This is a genomic window from Dyella sp. RRB7 (genome assembly GCF_022761115.1).
GTDB lineage: Bacteria > Pseudomonadota > Gammaproteobacteria > Xanthomonadales > Rhodanobacteraceae > Dyella.
In genome coordinates this window covers 423,309-438,233 of record NZ_JAKWJS010000002.1, presented here as the reverse complement: position 1 = coordinate 438,233, position 14,925 = coordinate 423,309, and the positions used below count along the sequence as shown (strand labels likewise).

General features: G+C 67.2%; 14 protein-coding genes. 7 read left to right on the top strand and 7 right to left on the bottom strand.

The features are described from left to right. The first annotated feature begins 79 nt into the window (after positions 1–79). Positions 80–1,099, top strand: coding sequence for a N(4)-(beta-N-acetylglucosaminyl)-L-asparaginase (locus MJ606_RS08235; RefSeq protein ID WP_243049045.1), 1,020 nt, complete (start codon positions 80–82; stop codon positions 1,097–1,099). A 1-nt stretch (position 1,100) separates the two neighbouring features. Further along, positions 1,101–1,835: a copper homeostasis protein CutC gene (locus tag MJ606_RS08230; protein WP_243049044.1), complete on the top strand. Its 735-nt coding sequence runs from the start codon at positions 1,101–1,103 to the stop codon at positions 1,833–1,835. A gap of 38 nt (positions 1,836–1,873) precedes the next feature. On the opposite strand, the gene MJ606_RS08225 is transcribed toward MJ606_RS08230, so the two are convergent. The 5 genes from MJ606_RS08225 to MJ606_RS08205 form a co-directional block, all read right to left on the bottom strand. After that, positions 1,874–3,643, bottom strand: coding sequence for an ABC transporter transmembrane domain-containing protein (locus tag MJ606_RS08225; protein WP_243049043.1), 1,770 nt, complete (start codon positions 3,641–3,643; stop codon positions 1,874–1,876). 107 nt (positions 3,644–3,750) lie between these two features. Next, a complete protein-coding gene (locus tag MJ606_RS08220) occupies positions 3,751–4,347 on the bottom strand; it encodes a YigZ family protein (protein ID WP_243049042.1) in 597 nt (198 codons plus the stop codon). Further along, on the bottom strand, positions 4,340–5,149 hold the full coding sequence (locus tag MJ606_RS08215; protein WP_243049040.1) for a hypothetical protein: 810 nt from the start codon (positions 5,147–5,149) through the stop codon (positions 4,340–4,342). The genes MJ606_RS08220 and MJ606_RS08215 overlap by 8 nt, the downstream gene beginning before the upstream one ends. Next, positions 5,146–5,700: an RNA polymerase sigma factor gene (locus tag MJ606_RS08210; protein ID WP_243049039.1), complete on the bottom strand. Its 555-nt coding sequence runs from the start codon at positions 5,698–5,700 to the stop codon at positions 5,146–5,148. Before MJ606_RS08210 ends, MJ606_RS08215 begins: the two co-directional genes overlap by 4 nt. Positions 5,701–5,894: 194 nt before the next feature. Beyond that, the gene (locus MJ606_RS08205) at positions 5,895–7,328 is read right to left on the bottom strand and encodes a phospholipase (protein ID WP_243049037.1); all 1,434 of its coding nucleotides are present in this window, start codon (positions 7,326–7,328) and stop codon (positions 5,895–5,897) included. Positions 7,329–7,472: 144 nt separating this feature from the next. Here MJ606_RS08205 and MJ606_RS08200 point away from each other — a divergent pair, with 144 nt between their 5' ends. Then, the gene (locus MJ606_RS08200) at positions 7,473–8,228 is read left to right on the top strand and encodes a YdcF family protein (protein ID WP_243049035.1); all 756 of its coding nucleotides are present in this window, start codon (positions 7,473–7,475) and stop codon (positions 8,226–8,228) included. 50 nt (positions 8,229–8,278) lie between these two features. Here the strand turns inward: MJ606_RS08200 and MJ606_RS08195 are convergent, their stop codons facing one another. After that, positions 8,279–9,340: an NAD(P)-dependent alcohol dehydrogenase gene (locus tag MJ606_RS08195; RefSeq protein ID WP_243049031.1), complete on the bottom strand. Its 1,062-nt coding sequence runs from the start codon at positions 9,338–9,340 to the stop codon at positions 8,279–8,281. Positions 9,341–9,515: 175 nt separating this feature from the next. Between MJ606_RS08195 and MJ606_RS08190 the strand changes: the two genes are divergently transcribed. From MJ606_RS08190 to MJ606_RS08180, 3 genes are all read left to right on the top strand, one after another. Next, positions 9,516–10,454, top strand: a complete 939-nt coding sequence (locus tag MJ606_RS08190; RefSeq protein ID WP_243049029.1) for an AraC family transcriptional regulator — start codon at positions 9,516–9,518, stop codon at positions 10,452–10,454. A 117-nt stretch (positions 10,455–10,571) separates the two neighbouring features. Further along, complete coding sequence (locus MJ606_RS08185) at positions 10,572–11,168, top strand: HAD family hydrolase (RefSeq protein ID WP_243049028.1); 597 nt, start codon at positions 10,572–10,574, stop codon at positions 11,166–11,168. 91 nt (positions 11,169–11,259) lie between these two features. Continuing rightward, positions 11,260–12,162, top strand: a complete 903-nt coding sequence (locus MJ606_RS08180) for a patatin-like phospholipase family protein (protein ID WP_243049025.1) — start codon at positions 11,260–11,262, stop codon at positions 12,160–12,162. Between the two features lie 12 nt (positions 12,163–12,174). On the opposite strand, the gene MJ606_RS08175 is transcribed toward MJ606_RS08180, so the two are convergent. Next, entirely contained in the window at positions 12,175–12,858 is a 684-nt protein-coding gene (locus MJ606_RS08175; RefSeq protein WP_243049024.1) for a M17 family peptidase N-terminal domain-containing protein, read from the bottom strand. Positions 12,859–13,117: 259 nt separating this feature from the next. On the opposite strand from MJ606_RS08175, the gene MJ606_RS08170 reads away from it, so the two are divergent. Then, positions 13,118–14,560, top strand: a complete 1,443-nt coding sequence (locus tag MJ606_RS08170; protein ID WP_243049196.1) for a peptidase S10 — start codon at positions 13,118–13,120, stop codon at positions 14,558–14,560. Positions 14,561–14,925: the final 365 nt, after the last annotated feature.

The window sequence follows — 14,925 nt, the reverse complement described above, 5'->3', positions numbered from 1 at the left end:
CATCGAGGTAATGGAGAAGCCCCGCGTCGCAAGACGCGGGGCTTCTGTTTTCTTGAACAGGGGATGTTTGGAGCAAGCCATGGCGGACCGTAGAGATTTCCTGAAGGCCTCCCTGTTGGGGGCATCGGCATGGGCGCTGGCGGGCCAGGTGGGCGCCACCGCGGCGGCGACCGGCAAGGGCGCCTCCGGCGCGCGCGTCGTCTCCACCTGGGATTTCGGCGTGGCCGCCAACCAGGCCGCCTGGCCGGTGCTGGCCCAGGGCGGGCATGCACTGGACGCGGTGGAGGCCGGCGTGATGGTGCCCGAGGCCGACCTGAAGAATCACAGCGTGGGGCGCGCGGGCTATCCCGATCGCGACGGCCACGTGTCGCTCGACGCCAGCATCATGGATGCGGACGGCAGCTGCGGCGCGGTGGCGGCGCTGGAACACATCGCCCATCCAATCCAGGTGGCGCGCCGGGTGATGGAGCGCACGCCGCACGTGCTGCTGGCGGGCGACGGCGCCTTGCAGTTCGCGCTGGAGCAGGGCTTCAAGAAAGAGGAGCTGTTGACGCCCGAATCCGAGCTGGCGTGGAAGGAATGGCTGAAGACCGCCCACTACCAGCCCTCGATCAACAGCGAAGTGCGCGACTACGGCAAGACCGGCCTGCCCGGAGGCAAGGACAACCACGACACCATCGGCATGCTGGCGATCGACGCGCAGGGGCGCCTGGCCGGCGCCTGCACCACCAGCGGCATGGCGTGGAAGCTGCGCGGCCGCGTGGGTGACAGCCCGATCATCGGCGCCGGCCTGTACGTGGACGGCGAGGTCGGCGCGGCCACCTCCACCGGCGTCGGCGAGGAAGTGATCCGCAATGCCGGCAGCTTCCTGGTGGTGGAGCTGATGCGCCACGGCCGCACGCCGCAGGAGGCCTGCCACGAGGCGGTCATGCGCATCGTGAAGAAGCGCCCCAACGCATCGAAGGATCTGCAGGTCGGCTTCCTGGCGATGAACCGCGACGGCGACGTCGGCGCATTCGCGATCCAGCCCGGCTTCTCCTACGCGGTATGCGACGCCGGGCGCCAGGACGGCCTGCTGCCGGCCAAGAGCGTGTTCTGAGATGGCCACACGCTTGCTGGAAGTAGCCGCCAACTCGCTGGCCTCCGCGCTGGCCGCACAGGCGGGCGGGGCGGGGCGCATCGAGCTTTGTAGCGGACTGGAGCTGGGCGGGCTGACGCCCTCCCATGGCCAGATCGCCCTGGTGCGCGAACAGGTGGCGTTGCCGCTGTATGTACTGATTCGTCCGCGTGCGGGCGATTTCCTGTACAGCGATGCCGAGATGGAAACCATGCGTCGCGATATCGAAGGTTGTGCCGCGCTGGGCTGCGATGGCGTGGTGCTGGGCGTGCTCGATGCCGATGGCCACGTCGACACCGCGCGTTGCCGCGAACTGATCCGCGCGGCGGGCGCGATGGGCGTGACCTTCCATCGCGCCTTTGACATGACGCGTGATTTGTCGCGCTCGCTTGAGGATGTCATGGTGCTGGGCGTGGAACGGGTGCTCACTTCCGGCGCGGCGCGTTCTGCCGTGGCGGGCGCCGACACCCTTCGCATGCTGGTGGAGCAGGCAGCGGACCGCATCATCGTCATGCCGGGCGCGGGCATTCGCGCGGACAACATCGGCGAGCTGGCACGGTTCACCGGCGCGCGCGAATTCCATGCCTCGGCCAAGCGCGATCTGGTGTCGCACATGCATGACACGAATACGGTGTTGCCGGACATGACGGCCGGCGAGATTCGCAGCGACGCGGGCGAAGTGCGGGTGCTGGTGGAGGCGCTGCGAAGCCTCGGCTGACCGAGGCCTTCGGGCGGGGACGATGGCTACGTGCCGCCTCAGGCGGTGAACTGCAGCCGCGCCAGCTCCGCGTACAGGCCGCCTTCGGCCAGCAGGCTCTGGTGCGTGCCCTGGGCCACGATGCGTCCGCCATCCATCACCACGATGCGATCGGCGCGCTGCACGGTGGCGAGGCGATGGGCGATGACCAGGGTGGTGCGCCCCTTTTCCAGCCGCTCCAGCGCCTGCTGGATGGCCGCTTCCGATTGCGCGTCCAGCGCCGAGGTGGCCTCGTCGAGCAGCAGCAGCGGCGCGTCGCGCAGGATCGCGCGGGCGATCGCGATGCGCTGGCGCTGGCCACCGGAGAGACGCACGCCGCGCTCGCCCAGTTCCTCGTCGTAGCCCTTGCCGAGGGCGCTGATGAAGTCGTTGGCCTCGGCGGCACGAGCGGCCTCGCGCACTTCATCGTCGCCGGCATCCTGGCGGCCGAAGCGGATATTGTCGGCGGCGCTGCCACCGAAGATCACCGTCTCCTGCGGCACCAGCGCAATGGCGCCACGCAGCTCGGACAGGCTGAGCGCACGCAGGTCGACACCGTCGAGCGTGATGCGTCCCGTTTGTGGGTCGTAGAAGCGCAGCAGCAGCGCGAACACCGTGCTCTTGCCCGCGCCCGAGGGACCTACTAGCGCCACCGTTTCGCCGGGCTGGATGGCCAGGTCGAAATCGTGGAGCGCGGGAGCATCGGGGCGCGTCGGGTAGTGAAAGGTGACGTTGTCAAAGTGCAGCGCGCCACGCATGGGGCGAGGCAGCGGCGTGGGTTGCGCGGGGCTGGTGATCTCGGCGCGCTCCTCGAACAGCTCGCCGATGCGCTCCATCGCGCCCGCGGCGCGCAATACGTCACCCCATACTTCCGACAGGCCGGCCAGCGAGCCGGCAGCAAAGAAGGCGTAAATCACGAACTGGCCCAGCACGCCCACGTCCAGCGTGCCCGCCAGCACGTCGCGCGCACCGGCCCACAGCACCAGGGTGATGGCGCCGAAGAACAGCACGATCACCGCGGCCGTCAGCATGGAACGCATGCCGATGCGCTTGCGCGCGGTGGCCAGGGCGCGGGTGATGGCACCGCCGTAGCGGGTGCTCTCGATGTCCTCGCGTGCGTACGCCTTCACCGCCGGCGCGGCGTTGAGCGTTTCGTTGGCGATGGCGGCGGCGTCGGCTAGGCGATCCTGGCTGGCGCGCGACAGCTTCTGCACGCGGCGACCAAATACCAGGATGGGCAGCATCACTGCCGGGATCACCAGCGCGGTGAGACCAGCCAGGCGCGGGCTGGTCCACACCATCATGGCGGTGGCGCCCAGCAGCATCACCGCGCTGCGCAGTGCCACCGAGATGCCCGAACCGATCAACGCCTGGATCACTTCGGTATCGGTGCCCAGGCGCGAGATCAGCTCACCCACGCGGCTGCGTTCGAAGAAACCCACATCGAGCCGGATCACATGCGCGTACAACTTGGCGCGCAGCGATGCCAGCGCGCGTTCACCCAGCAGGGTGATGCAGTAGTAGCGGGCGGCGGTGGCGAAGGCGAGCACCAGCGCCACGCCGAACAGGCCCAGGAAGGTGGTGTTGATCGCCGCCGCGTTGGAGTGGCCAAAACCCTGGTCGATCATGTGGCGCACTGCAATCGGCAACACCAGGGTGGCACCCGAGGAGATGCCCAGGAACACCAGCCAGCCGATGCCAAGCGCCCGGTGCGGCCGCAGGAACGGCCACAGCTGCAGCAGGGCGCCAAGGCGGCGTGATGGGCGTGGCGTAGCAGCGGGTTCGCTCATGGGGGCTCGCGGGCGGTGGTGTTGGAGGGGATCGGCAAGAGGCGGCGCGCCCTGGGCGCGACCAACGCTTGGCAACGCAGTCAACGTGGGGCAGCCTGCCGCCGATATCAATCCAGCCGCCGTCCGCCATGGCGTCCGCGGCTGATATCGGTGATGCGGGACAGCGCCTCGTCCACGCGTCCCTCGGGCAGCTGAATCTCCAGCGCCACACCGTCCGCATCGAAACGCTCCTGCTGGACTTCGGCGTCCAGTTCACGCAGGCGCGCCTTGAGCAAGGCCAGTTCGGCAAAGTCGCAACGCAACCCTAGCCGCGCCATCGCCACGATGGGCACGCGCTCGGCGCGGCGCAGGCACTCGGCCGCCGTGCCGCCGTAGGCGCGCACCAATCCTCCGGCGCCGAGCTTGATGCCGCCGTACCAGCGCGTCACCACCACCACGGCGCGATCGATGCCCTGGCCCTCGATGGCTTGCAGGATCGGGCGACCCGCGGTGCCGCCCGGTTCGCCATCGTCGTTGAAGCGATAGTCCTGGCCGATCCGGTAGGCCCAGCAGTTGTGCGTGGCGGCGGCATCGCTCACCTGGCGCACGAAAGCCAGCGCCTGCTCGGGCGTCTGCACCGGTGCGGCCTGGGCGAGAAAGCGGCTTTTCTTGATGTCCTCGCTGTGCTGGCAGGCGACGGCGAGGGTGTGCAGCATGTCAGTCATGGTCGGGAAGCTGGGCGCGCAAGTCGTCCGGTAGTGTCACGTCCGGATGCGCGCGTTGAAAGGCGGCCAGGCGCCGCAGTGCTTCGTCGCGGCGCTGCTGGGTCAGCAGCTGGCGGATCTTGTCCAGCTCCTGCGCGGGGGTATCGGTGGAGCGGGCTGCGGTGGGGTCCATCGCGGGCACCGGTGCGGGCGCGATCGGCAGGGGCGGCGAGGCAGCCATGGCCTTCATGGTGGCCATGCGGTTGCCAGCGCCGGTCGGTGTTTCGGCAGGGGCTGGCGCTGCCACTGCCACGGTCGGCGCAGGTGGCACTGGCGCCATCACGCGCTCCGGCGCGGCGGTCATCTCCGGGGCAGATGGCGGTGCCGCCAACGGGATGGATGGAGCGGACGACACCACCCGTGGCCTTGTCGCCGAACGGATGGCTTCATGGAAGCGCTGGGCCGGGATCGTGGCGGAGGCCGGCTTGCCGGCATTCTCATCCACGGCCTGGATCGCTGGCGCAGCGGTGGCCGCTGGTGCTGGCGTGCTGGCGGAGACCGCGGCAGGCGCCGGCGTCTGCCGCATGCCTGGCACGCGGTCGCGCATCTGCCAGCCCAGTCCGGCGGCAAGCACCAGCACGGCAGCACTCGCCGCAGTCACCGGCCAGCGTGCCGTGCGGCGCGTGCGCAGCGGGGCCGCCGCCGCGCGCCGCACGGCATCGTCAAGGGCCGGCGTCGGCTCGTTGCGCGGCAGGCTGCGGTAGAGCGCCTTCAGCTCGTCCTCGCCCGGCAGCGGTTCGTCGTGGTGGTGGTGCGTAGTCATTCGGCCAGCTGTTCGCGCAATCGGTTCATGGCATAGCGCAGGCGCGACTTGGCGGTCTCGCGTCCCACGCCGGTCACTTGGGCAATGTCCTCCACGCTCAGGTCGTTCTCCAGGCGCAGCAGCACGGCGGTGCGTTGCTCGTCGGGCAGGGCCTCGATCGCACGCTGCAAGCGGCGGCGGCGCTCGAACTCGGACAGTACATGCTCGGGCTGTTCGTGATCGGGGCCGGCCAGGTTGGCCAGCGCATGTTCCGCATCCTCGCCGGTGGCCATGGGCCGCTTGCGTCGATGGCTGTCGATCAGCAGGTTGTGCGCGATCTGCAGCAGCCAGGTGCTGAACCTGGCCTGCGGCGTGTAGCGTGTGCGTGCGGCGATGACGCGGCTCCAGGTGTCCTGGAACAGCTCCTCGGCCAGCCGCGAATCGCGGGTGGTGCGCAGCAGAAAGCGATACAGCGTGCCCCGGTGCCGCGCATACAACGCATCGAACGCCGACAGCTCGCCATGCGCATAGGCCAGCATCAGCTTCGCATCGTCGTCCACGGGGGCATCCATGGGCGGCGAGGTTAAGCCAAACCGGCGAGCGTGGTAAGCATCAATGGCGGCGCAGGTCGCCGCTGGGGAACTGGGCATGGGGGCAGGGCGACTTTGAAGAGGTCATATCCATGCAACGCGGGTCGATGGCCCACGGGGTTACGGCGACGCGCCTGGGCCGGAGCGGAAGTCGCCCGTGGCAAGTTCGCCCGAGGTCAAGGAACGACATCCCCGGCTACCAGCCACCGGAAATCCTCCGGCTCCCGTTTTCTGGTCAGGCGGAAAACCCCCTCATGCACCTTGCGTGGCAGCACCACGTCCAGCACGGTGGTCTGGTGGGGGCCGATGACCTGAAACAGGTCGTCATCTGCCGACGTGCTGGCGATGGCATGGTGGACCAGTCCGCCGAGGTCGGCCGGTTGCACGGTGGCGCCATACGGGCGGTGCGCGGCGATGGCATGGCGCAGCGTCTTGCGGCGGTTGGCCGGATCGGCCACGCGCGCGGTGCCGGCAAGCAGCGCGTGATTGAGGAAGAACGACACCACGTTCGCATGCTGGCTGTTGGCCTGGCGATCCAGCATGAAGCCTTGCGGCATCCAGTCCGGGTTGGGCGGCGTGCCCGCCTTCAGCAGCAGGCGGCTGCCCAGCAGCGGCTCGCCGCTTTCGTCGCTGAGGCGCACGATCAGCAGGCTGCGCGGATCATGGATGTGCACGCGCGACGGAAACGGCCCAACTGCTTCCAGCTCCACCCTGTCGGCGTCACGTGCGGCGTTCTCGGCAGCGAAGTCGTCGCACAGCTGCGTGTAGCCGGCGGCATCGTCCACGCGCAGGCAGCGCAGCAAGGCGTCCACGGTGGCATCGGGTGCGGCGGCCATGATGCCTTGCTGGTTACCGGAATGGGATGCGCCGGGAATGAGCTTGAAGGCAGTGCGCGGTGCGCTGGCGAGATGCAGTGCCAGCGTATCGGCCGACGCGCCGCTTTTGCGCGCAAGCACGGCGTGATGGGCGTTGAGATTGGCGGCGGCGATGCGCACCACGCCATCGGAGCCGTCCTCGCCGGTGTAGCTGTTGACGTGGTCATACAACGAGCGATCGGGGCGATCGCCGGTCAGCACGAACAGGTACTGCCCCTGTGACGCCGGATCGCCGCCGTAGATATGGTCCAGGTTGAGCGCCAACGATTCGGCGCTGCCAAGCTCCAGCCAATCGAGTATGCGTTGCCCCGGCTCGACGCTGTCCGTCCATGCGCGCAGCTCGCCCAATACACCTTTGCCCAACTGGGCCAGCGCCGAACCGAAATTGGCCGGCGCCAGCATCATCAGGTGAGTGAGTCGCATCGAGCCGAAAGCACCCGGGCGCTCGCGCTGCGCACGCAACCATTCGCGCACCACCGGCCCGCCGGTGGAGTGGGTGATGCAGGCAAAGCGGCCGTCGTGCAAAGGCAGGTCGCGCAGCGCGTGGTCGAAGGCGCGCACCACGTCGGCCATGGTTACGGCATCGTCGAAGCTCACGTATTCGGACAGCCAGATGTCGGCGATGTCGAGCGCGATGCCCGCGGCAACGGCCTGCTGCTGCAGGCGCTGGGGCAGGGCACCGTAGGTCGAGGTGTTGGTGACGCTCCAGCCGTGCACGAAAACGAGAGTGGTCATGCGCAGGTTCCATGCCTAGCCAGGGTTGCCGCTTTCCTCACGGCGGGCGTGTCCATGGGGGTTTGCCGACCCATGCTGCACGCGCTCGCCTCGCGTTGCGGTCAGGCTCTAAGATGCCATGAGTTTCCAACCTCGGGGGAGCCCATGCTCACCGTGCTGTTCGTCACGCTGCTGGTGGCCGTGTTGCTGTACCGGATGCGCCGGCGCTGGCCAGGTCATGTCCTGCTGGCACTGGTGGTGCTGTTTTTCATCGGTATCGGTTGCGGCATGGTGCCGCGCGTGATGGTGCGCGACCTGCAGGCTGACTATCGTCCGGACCCACCCGTTGCCTGGGCCCAGCGCAATGCGATCGTGCTGCTGGGTGCCGGCACGGTGCATCCGGAACATGATTCGCTGATTCCATCGTTCTTCGCCGACGGCCGCATCCTGAAGGCGGCCCAGCTCTATGCCGCGTGCAAGGCGACGGGGGGCGATTGCCACCTGGTGGTCTGTGGCGGGGACTCGCAGGATCACGGCGAGCCCGAATCCGTGGTGTACGGGCGCGCGCTGCGCAAGCTGGGTATTCCGGCGGCTGACCTGACGCTGGAAACGCGCAGCATGACCACCTGGCAGAACGCCCAGTTCAGCCGTCCGCTGCTGCGGGACTATGCACCGCAACACCTGGTGCTGGTGACCTCGGGCATTCACCTGCGGCGCAGCCTGCTGTACTTCGCGCATTTCGGCGTGAGCTTGCAGCCGGTGGCCGGTGACTGGTTGCGGGCCGATCGCCAACTGCTGCCCGATGCCTGGAACTTCCTGCTGGCTGACGTGACGCTGCACGAGTACCTGGGCATCCTGCGTTATCACGTCTACAACGTGATGGGCTGGAACGCGCCTAAGGCGCCGCCGCTGGGCGCCTGATGCCGCATGAAAACGCCGGGCCGCCTTCGTGGGGCGGCCCGGCAGTTTGCTCAGGCGGCGGACTTGAGCGAGGCGATGTCGATCACGAAGCGGTACTTCACGTCGCTCTTCAGCATGCGATCGTAAGCATGGTTGATGTCCTTGATATCGATCATCTCGATGTCGCTGACAATGCCGTGCTCGGCGCAGAAATCCAGCATCTCCTGCGTTTCGGCGATGCCGCCGATGGCCGAGCCCGAGATCGAGCGGCGCCCCATCACCACCATGCCTGCCTGTACCGGCGGCTCGATCGGTTCGAGCAGGCCGACCAGGCACAGCACGCCGTTGAGGGTCAGCGTGTTGAGGTAGGGGTTGAGGTCGTGCGGCGAGGGCACGGTGTCGAGAATGAAGTCGAACTGGCGCGCCACGGCGGCCATCTGCGCCGCATCGGTGGACAGCACCACGTGGTCGGCACCGAGGCGACGCGCCTCGATTTCCTTGCCTGGCGTGCGGGTGAACAGCGTCACCTCCGCGCCCATCGCCTTGGCGAATTTCAGGCCCATGTGGCCCAGGCCGCCCAGGCCGACCACTGCCACCTTGCTGCCCTTGCCGATCTTCCAGTGGCGCAGCGGCGACCAGGTGGTGATGCCGGCGCACAGCAGCGGCGCGGCGGCCTTCGGGTCGAGCTTGTCGGAGATGCGCACCACGAACTTGTCCGATACCACGATTCGCTCGGAGTAGCCGCCGAAGGTCGGCAGCCCGTCACGGCGATCCACGCCGTTATAGGTCCAGGTGGGGCCTTCCTGGCAATACTGCTCGAGTCCGGCGTTGCACGAGGCGCAGTGCTGGCAGGAGTCGACCATGCAGCCGACGCCGACCATGTCGCCGGCCTTGAAGCCGGTCACCTTGTCGCCCACCGAGCTGATGCGGCCGATGATTTCGTGGCCGGGCACCATCGGATAGATGCTGTTGTGCCATTCGTTGCGGGCCTGGTGGATGTCGCTGTGGCAGACGCCGCAATAAAGGATGTCGATCACCACGTCGTCCGGGCGCGGGTCGCGGCGCTGGAAGTCGTGGGCGGCCAGTGGCGTGGTGGCGGACTGGGCGGCGTAGCCGCGAATGGAGAGGGCCATGCTTTACTCCTGGGTGGCGGTATTCAGCGAGGGCGCCAGTATGCGAGCCACGTGCCGGCGGCGGGTAGCCGGATCCTGCGAGATCCTTGCCTGATCCTGCGGCGCCCAGTGCGCCGCCCTCGCCAACGGGCGGAGGAACAGGCAAGCTTGCCAGGGTCGCTCTTCCGGCAATGCCATGAACCATAAGACTTCTTCCCCATTGCTCGATTCACGCCTGGGGCAGGATCGCGAGGAATTGACAGCGATCGTTGCACGATTGGCGTCTCACCAAGGCGTGCATGCCACGCACTGGCCGGCCCTGACCCTGTTTCGCGCGGACACCCCGGGCGCGCCGACGTGCGCCATGTACGAACCCGGTCTCGGGCTGGCCCTGCAGGGGGCCAAGCAGATCCTGCTGGGGCAGCATCCATTCGTGCATGAGCCGGCCTCGTACCTGGTGACATCGGTCGACGTGCCGGTGTCCTCGCAGGTGCTGCGTGCCTCGCCGGAGCAGCCCTGTCTATGCCTGACCTTCCGGCTCGACCTGCAGCGCATCCGCGAGCTGCTGCCGGAAGTGGAGCCCGTGCGGGTGGCTCCTGCCTCGTCGCCGGGGCTTTCGCTCAGCCCGCTGGATGCCGGCCTGCTCGACCCGCTGCTGCGATTGGCGCGCCTGCTGGATGCGCCGCGCGACCTCGCCGTGCTGGGGCCGCTGATCGAGCGCGAGCTGCTCTATCGCCTGTTGACCGGCGAGCAGGGCGCACGTTTGGCCCAGATCGCCACCTCCGGTAGCCAGGGGCACCAGGTGTCGCGTGCCATCGACTGGTTGCGTCGCCACTATCACCAGCCGTTGCGCATCGAGGAGCTGGCGGGGCGCGTCAATATGAGCGCGTCGTCGCTGCACCATCACTTCCGTGCCATCACCGCGATGAGTCCGCTGCAGTACCAGAAGCAGCTGCGATTGCACGAGGCGCGCCGGCTGCTGCTGGCCGGGCAGTGCGACGTGGCCACCGCCGCGCACCGGGTGGGTTATGAAAGCCCCTCGCAATTCAGTCGCGAATACAGCCGGCAGTTCGGCGCGCCGCCGCTGCGCGATGTGGCGCGCCTGCGCATGGCCGATGCGGGCACGGCGGCGTAAGCACGCGGTCAGCACTTGACGCTGCCTGCCGTTGCCCCGGAGCATGCCGCTCCGCTGGCGTGCGGGCGCGGTCGGTCGTCGCGCATGGCCAGCGTTTTATCGGCAACGGGATGCGCCATGAATCTTGCCTTGTTCGACTTCGATGGAACGATCACGCACCGCGCCATGTTCCAGCCCTTTCTGGAGTTCGCCGTGCCGCCGAAGCGGCGCCTGCTGGGAAGCCTCGTGCTGGCGCCGATCCTTATCGGCTACAAGTTGAGGTTGGTGCCGGGCAATGTGATACGCGCCTGCGCCGTGCGCGTGGGACTCGCCGGCATGGACGCGTCGCAGGCCAGCGAACAGGGCCGGCGTTTTGCGCGCGACGTGCTGCCGGGCGTGTTGCGCGACGTTGCACTGGAACGCATCCGCTGGCACAAGCAGCAAGGCGACAAGGTGGTGGTGGTCTCGGGCGCGTTGGACGTCTATCTGGCCCACTGGTGCGAGCAGCACGAGCTTGAGTTGATCTGTTCCGAACTCGAGGTGAAGAACGGTGTGCTCACCGGCCGCTACCGGGGCGCGCAATGCGTCAACGAGGAAAAGCCCCGGCGCGTGCATGAAAGCTATGACCTCGGCGCTTTCCCGGTGGTCTATGCCTATGGTGATACCCGGGAAGACCTCGATCTGCTGCAGATCGCCCATCGGCGCTATTTCCGGTGGCAGGAAGTGCCCGCCTAGCGACGGGCAGGGCGGTGGCGCCAGTCCACACCTTGACTGCGGCGCGTGCGCCCCCCATCCATGCAAGTCCAACCGTGATCGGCAGAGCATCATGCAAATCCAGGCAGTGACCGCGCTGAATTTGTCCCGGGTTGAAACGATGGTCTTTGCCGGCGGCGGCAATCGCTGCTGGTGGCAGGCGGGCGCGCTTACGCATTGGCTGAGTCTCGGCTGGCAGTTGCCCAATACGTTGGTGGGCACCAGTGCCGGTGCAGCGATCGCAACCGCCGCTGTGGCGAACGATGGATTGCGGCGCGCGTTCGACTCCTGTCAGCAACTGTTCGGCGGCAACATTCGAATTTTTCAGTGGCGCAATGCTGCCCCGGCTGAAGGGCGTTTTGCCCATCAGCGGATCTATCCCGTCTGGCTTGCCTCGTTTCTCAATGAGGAGACGTTCGACACGGTGCGCCAGGCTCCGCAACAGCTGCAGATTGCCTTGACCCGGCCGGCACGCGCGTTGGGTCTCAGGGGATCGATCGTTGCCGGTACGCTGTCGTATTTCGTGGACAAGTGGCTGTGGGGTCGCCTGCACCCTCAGTTGCCCCGCATGCTCGGGCTGCGACAGGATTTCGTGACCTTGCAGCAATGCACCACCCTGGAGGAAGCACAGACGTTGCTGGCCGCCGCCGCGGCGGCGCCGCCGCTGATGCGGGCGCGACAAATCAATGGCGACGTGGCGATCGACGGCGGCTATCTCGACAGCGTGCCGGTGCCCGAGCAGACCCTGGCCGAGCGACGCCACACCCTGGTGCTGCTTACCCGGCATTACCCGAAACTGCCGCCGCTGTTCCTTCATCGCGATCGTTACTACCTTCAGGCCAGCCAACGCATTCCCGTGTCGACCTGGGATTGCCGGCCGCGCGCCGATATCCACGCGGCGCTGGCGCTCGGCAAACATGATGCGGCCAGGTTCTTGGCTGACGGACTGTTGACGCTGAAACCGGTCGAGCCTTGAGTGCGGAACGGGTCAGCGCTGCCAGGGCGTGAGCGCCGCGAACGTGGCCTGAAAGTGTTCGGTCGTTGCATCCAAGTGTTCCAGCCCGACATCGAATACCCACTGGCGAAGCGCGTGCGGCGCAGCCAGGTCCATCGCCGCCAGATGCGCCTGCGTCGAAATGGCGTCGGCCACTGCTTTCAGCATCGCGTCGGCGACGCCGCTCGTTGCGTTCGGCATCAATCCCGTATCGAGCAGGCTGGGTGCGAAGGCGGCGCTTCTTGCATCCTGCTGGATGGCGGCGCGCAGCGCGGTTGCCGCCGCTTCTGCGGTAAGTGCGGGTGACCAGGTGGATGGATCGCCCAGGCCCACCAGCATGATGGCCTTGGCGACGATGGTCGCCGGCGGGCGGTTGATCAAGAGCGTTTCCATGGGCTTTGCCTGGAAATATCCCGCGCGTCGAAGTTCGGTGAGCGCGCCGCCGAGCGCGTCATCCAGGTGACGCAGGCCACCCGTCGGGCCGTTGCCGGTGAGTTCGCGCTCAAACATGCAGGCGAAAGACAGGTCGACGGCCGCCTTCGCGCCATCCCAGGCGGCAACGTCAATGGATACGCCATGCAAGACGCCGATCGTTCGCTGCTCGGTCATGATTCCAGCCTCCCAGGCCCAGGCGTAGAGCATAGCGCTGCCGTCAACTCGACTTGCCCGCCCACCCATGCCTTACGGCACTGGTGACGTGGTGGTGGCTTGCCGCATCTATGGGGTTCGCACATGGCGCGTGCCGGGTCGTCCCAGCAGGGACGGGCGGCAAGGCGTGTCCTGGGTGAGCCGGTCGCATCCCTTTGAAATCTTTCCTGTGAGACACCTGATGATTCGTGAGCTTCCTGTCCGTGGTCGCGTTGCCCGTGTGGCGCGCGGTGCCGCGTGGTGCGCTGCCGTGTTCGTGGCGGGCCTGGCATTTGCGCCGTGGAGCACCATGGCGGCCGACGCCAAGCCGGCCGCCGACGCCGGTGCTGAAAAGAAACCCGACCTGGAGCTGCCGCCACTGCCGGCGGACAAGACCATCAAGCAAAGCGTTCGCGTGGGTGGCCGTACGCTTTCCTACGAAGCCACGGTGGGCACGATTCCCGTGCGTGACGCCAAGGGCAAGAAGATCGCCGATGTGGTCTATACCGCGTACACGGTGCCGGGCAACGATCCGCATCGGCCGGTGACGTTCGCCTTCAACGGCGGTCCGGGGGCGTCGTCGGTATACCTCAATATGGGCGCGATCGGTCCCAAGCGTATCCAGTTCGGCGTGGATGGCGACGCACCGTCGGATGCGGCGATCACGCAGGACAATGCCAACACCTGGCTCGACATGAGCGACCTGGTGTTCATCGACCCGGTCGGCACCGGCTTCTCGCGTTCGCTGGAGGACGAGGAGCACACCAAGAAGGATTTCTACTCCACCGAGGCTGACATCAAGTATCTCTCGCGCGTGGTCTACGACTGGCTGGTCAAGCATGGCCGCCTGCGTGCGCCCAAGTACGTGATGGGCGAGAGCTACGGCGGCTATCGCGCGCCACGCATTGCCTACGCCCTGCAGACGCAGATGGGCGTTGGCGTCAATGGCCTGGTGATGGTGTCGCCGTATCTCGACCCGGCCGCCATCGGCGATGGCGATGCGCTGTCGCCGCTGCCATGGATGATCAACCTGCCGTCGATGACCGCCGGCCACCTGGAAAGCCAGGGCAAGCTGACACCCGCCGCGATGGCCGACGTTGAAACCTATGTGCGTACCCAGTTCGTCACCGATTTCCTGGCGGGCCGCTCCGACCCCGGCGCGATCAATCGCATGGTGCAGAAGGTGTCGGCGTATACCGGCCTGGACCCGGCGCTGGTGGCCAAGCTCGACGGTCGCGTCGATATCGGCACCTTCCTGCGCGAGACGCATCGCAGCGAAAAGAAGATCGGCAGCGTGTACGACTCCAACGTGACCGCGTTCGATCCGTTCCCCGGTTCGGCCGAGCGCCAGTCGGGCGATCCGATTCTCGATGCGCTGCTCGCGCCGACCACCAGCGCCATGGTCGACTTCATCACCCGCGAGGTGGGCTGGAAGACCGACGCGCATTACGAGGCGCTGTCGTACGCCGTGAACAAGGCATGGGACCGTGGCGATGCGGACGACAAGCCGGTGGCCGACCTGCGCAAGGCGATCGCCAACGATCCGAACATGAAGGTGCTGATCGTGCATGGCTACAACGACCTGTCGTGCCCGTTCTACACCTCGCGCCTGATCATCGACCAACTGCCCAGCTTCGGCCAGGCGCAACGCGTGAAGCTGTCGATTTATCCGGGCGGCCACATGTTCTATAGCCGCTCCACCAGTGCGGCCGCTTTCAAGGCGGATGCCGCGACGCTGTTCGGCGCAAAGTAAGAACCCACGTCGCCCGGTTCGTTGCACGTAGGTGTGCGCGCTTGCGCGTTGCGCCTACGGCAGCGAGCCGGGCGATGCCGTTTATTGGGGCCGTCTCTTAGAACGGAGCCTGCATTCCACCTGGGATGCGCTGGATCGGCTCGCCGGCTTCTAGAACGCCGGTGCCCTCTCGAACGGCATACGCCCATGGCAAGACCAGCGATCGTCTCAGCAACGCGGCCAGCGGCCTCGACATCCGGCCAGTCAGCCGAACCTATGGGGTCTGAACACTTTCCGACATGCCGTCATAGTGTCCTGACCCCTTGGGTATGGGTACGCGATCGGTCTTCCTTCCGGGTGGCAATGAAGCGTCCTCGTACTTTCGA

Bases quoted from the DNA above. Each gene is read 5' to 3' on its own strand.
- MJ606_RS08220 (WP_243049042.1), bottom strand. From the start codon at position 4,347: ATGACTGACATGCTGCACACCCTCGCCGTCGCCTGCCAGCACAGCGAG.
- MJ606_RS08180 (WP_243049025.1), top strand. From the start codon at position 11,260: ATGCAAATCCAGGCAGTGACCGCGCTGAATTTGTCCCGGGTTGAAACG.
- MJ606_RS08185 (WP_243049028.1), top strand. From the start codon at position 10,572: ATGAATCTTGCCTTGTTCGACTTCGATGGAACGATCACGCACCGCGCC.
- MJ606_RS08225 (WP_243049043.1), bottom strand. From the start codon at position 3,643: ATGAGCGAACCCGCTGCTACGCCACGCCCATCACGCCGCCTTGGCGCC.
- MJ606_RS08170 (WP_243049196.1), top strand. From the start codon at position 13,118: ATGGCGGCCGACGCCAAGCCGGCCGCCGACGCCGGTGCTGAAAAGAAA.
- MJ606_RS08195 (WP_243049031.1), bottom strand. From the start codon at position 9,340: ATGGCCCTCTCCATTCGCGGCTACGCCGCCCAGTCCGCCACCACGCCA.
- MJ606_RS08215 (WP_243049040.1), bottom strand. From the start codon at position 5,149: ATGACTACGCACCACCACCACGACGAACCGCTGCCGGGCGAGGACGAG.
- MJ606_RS08235 (WP_243049045.1), top strand. From the start codon at position 80: ATGGCGGACCGTAGAGATTTCCTGAAGGCCTCCCTGTTGGGGGCATCG.
- MJ606_RS08205 (WP_243049037.1), bottom strand. From the start codon at position 7,328: ATGACCACTCTCGTTTTCGTGCACGGCTGGAGCGTCACCAACACCTCG.
- MJ606_RS08230 (WP_243049044.1), top strand. From the start codon at position 1,101: ATGGCCACACGCTTGCTGGAAGTAGCCGCCAACTCGCTGGCCTCCGCG.
- MJ606_RS08210 (WP_243049039.1), bottom strand. From the start codon at position 5,700: ATGGATGCCCCCGTGGACGACGATGCGAAGCTGATGCTGGCCTATGCG.
- MJ606_RS08190 (WP_243049029.1), top strand. From the start codon at position 9,516: ATGAACCATAAGACTTCTTCCCCATTGCTCGATTCACGCCTGGGGCAG.
- MJ606_RS08175 (WP_243049024.1), bottom strand. From the start codon at position 12,858: ATGGGTGGGCGGGCAAGTCGAGTTGACGGCAGCGCTATGCTCTACGCC.
- MJ606_RS08200 (WP_243049035.1), top strand. From the start codon at position 7,473: ATGCTCACCGTGCTGTTCGTCACGCTGCTGGTGGCCGTGTTGCTGTAC.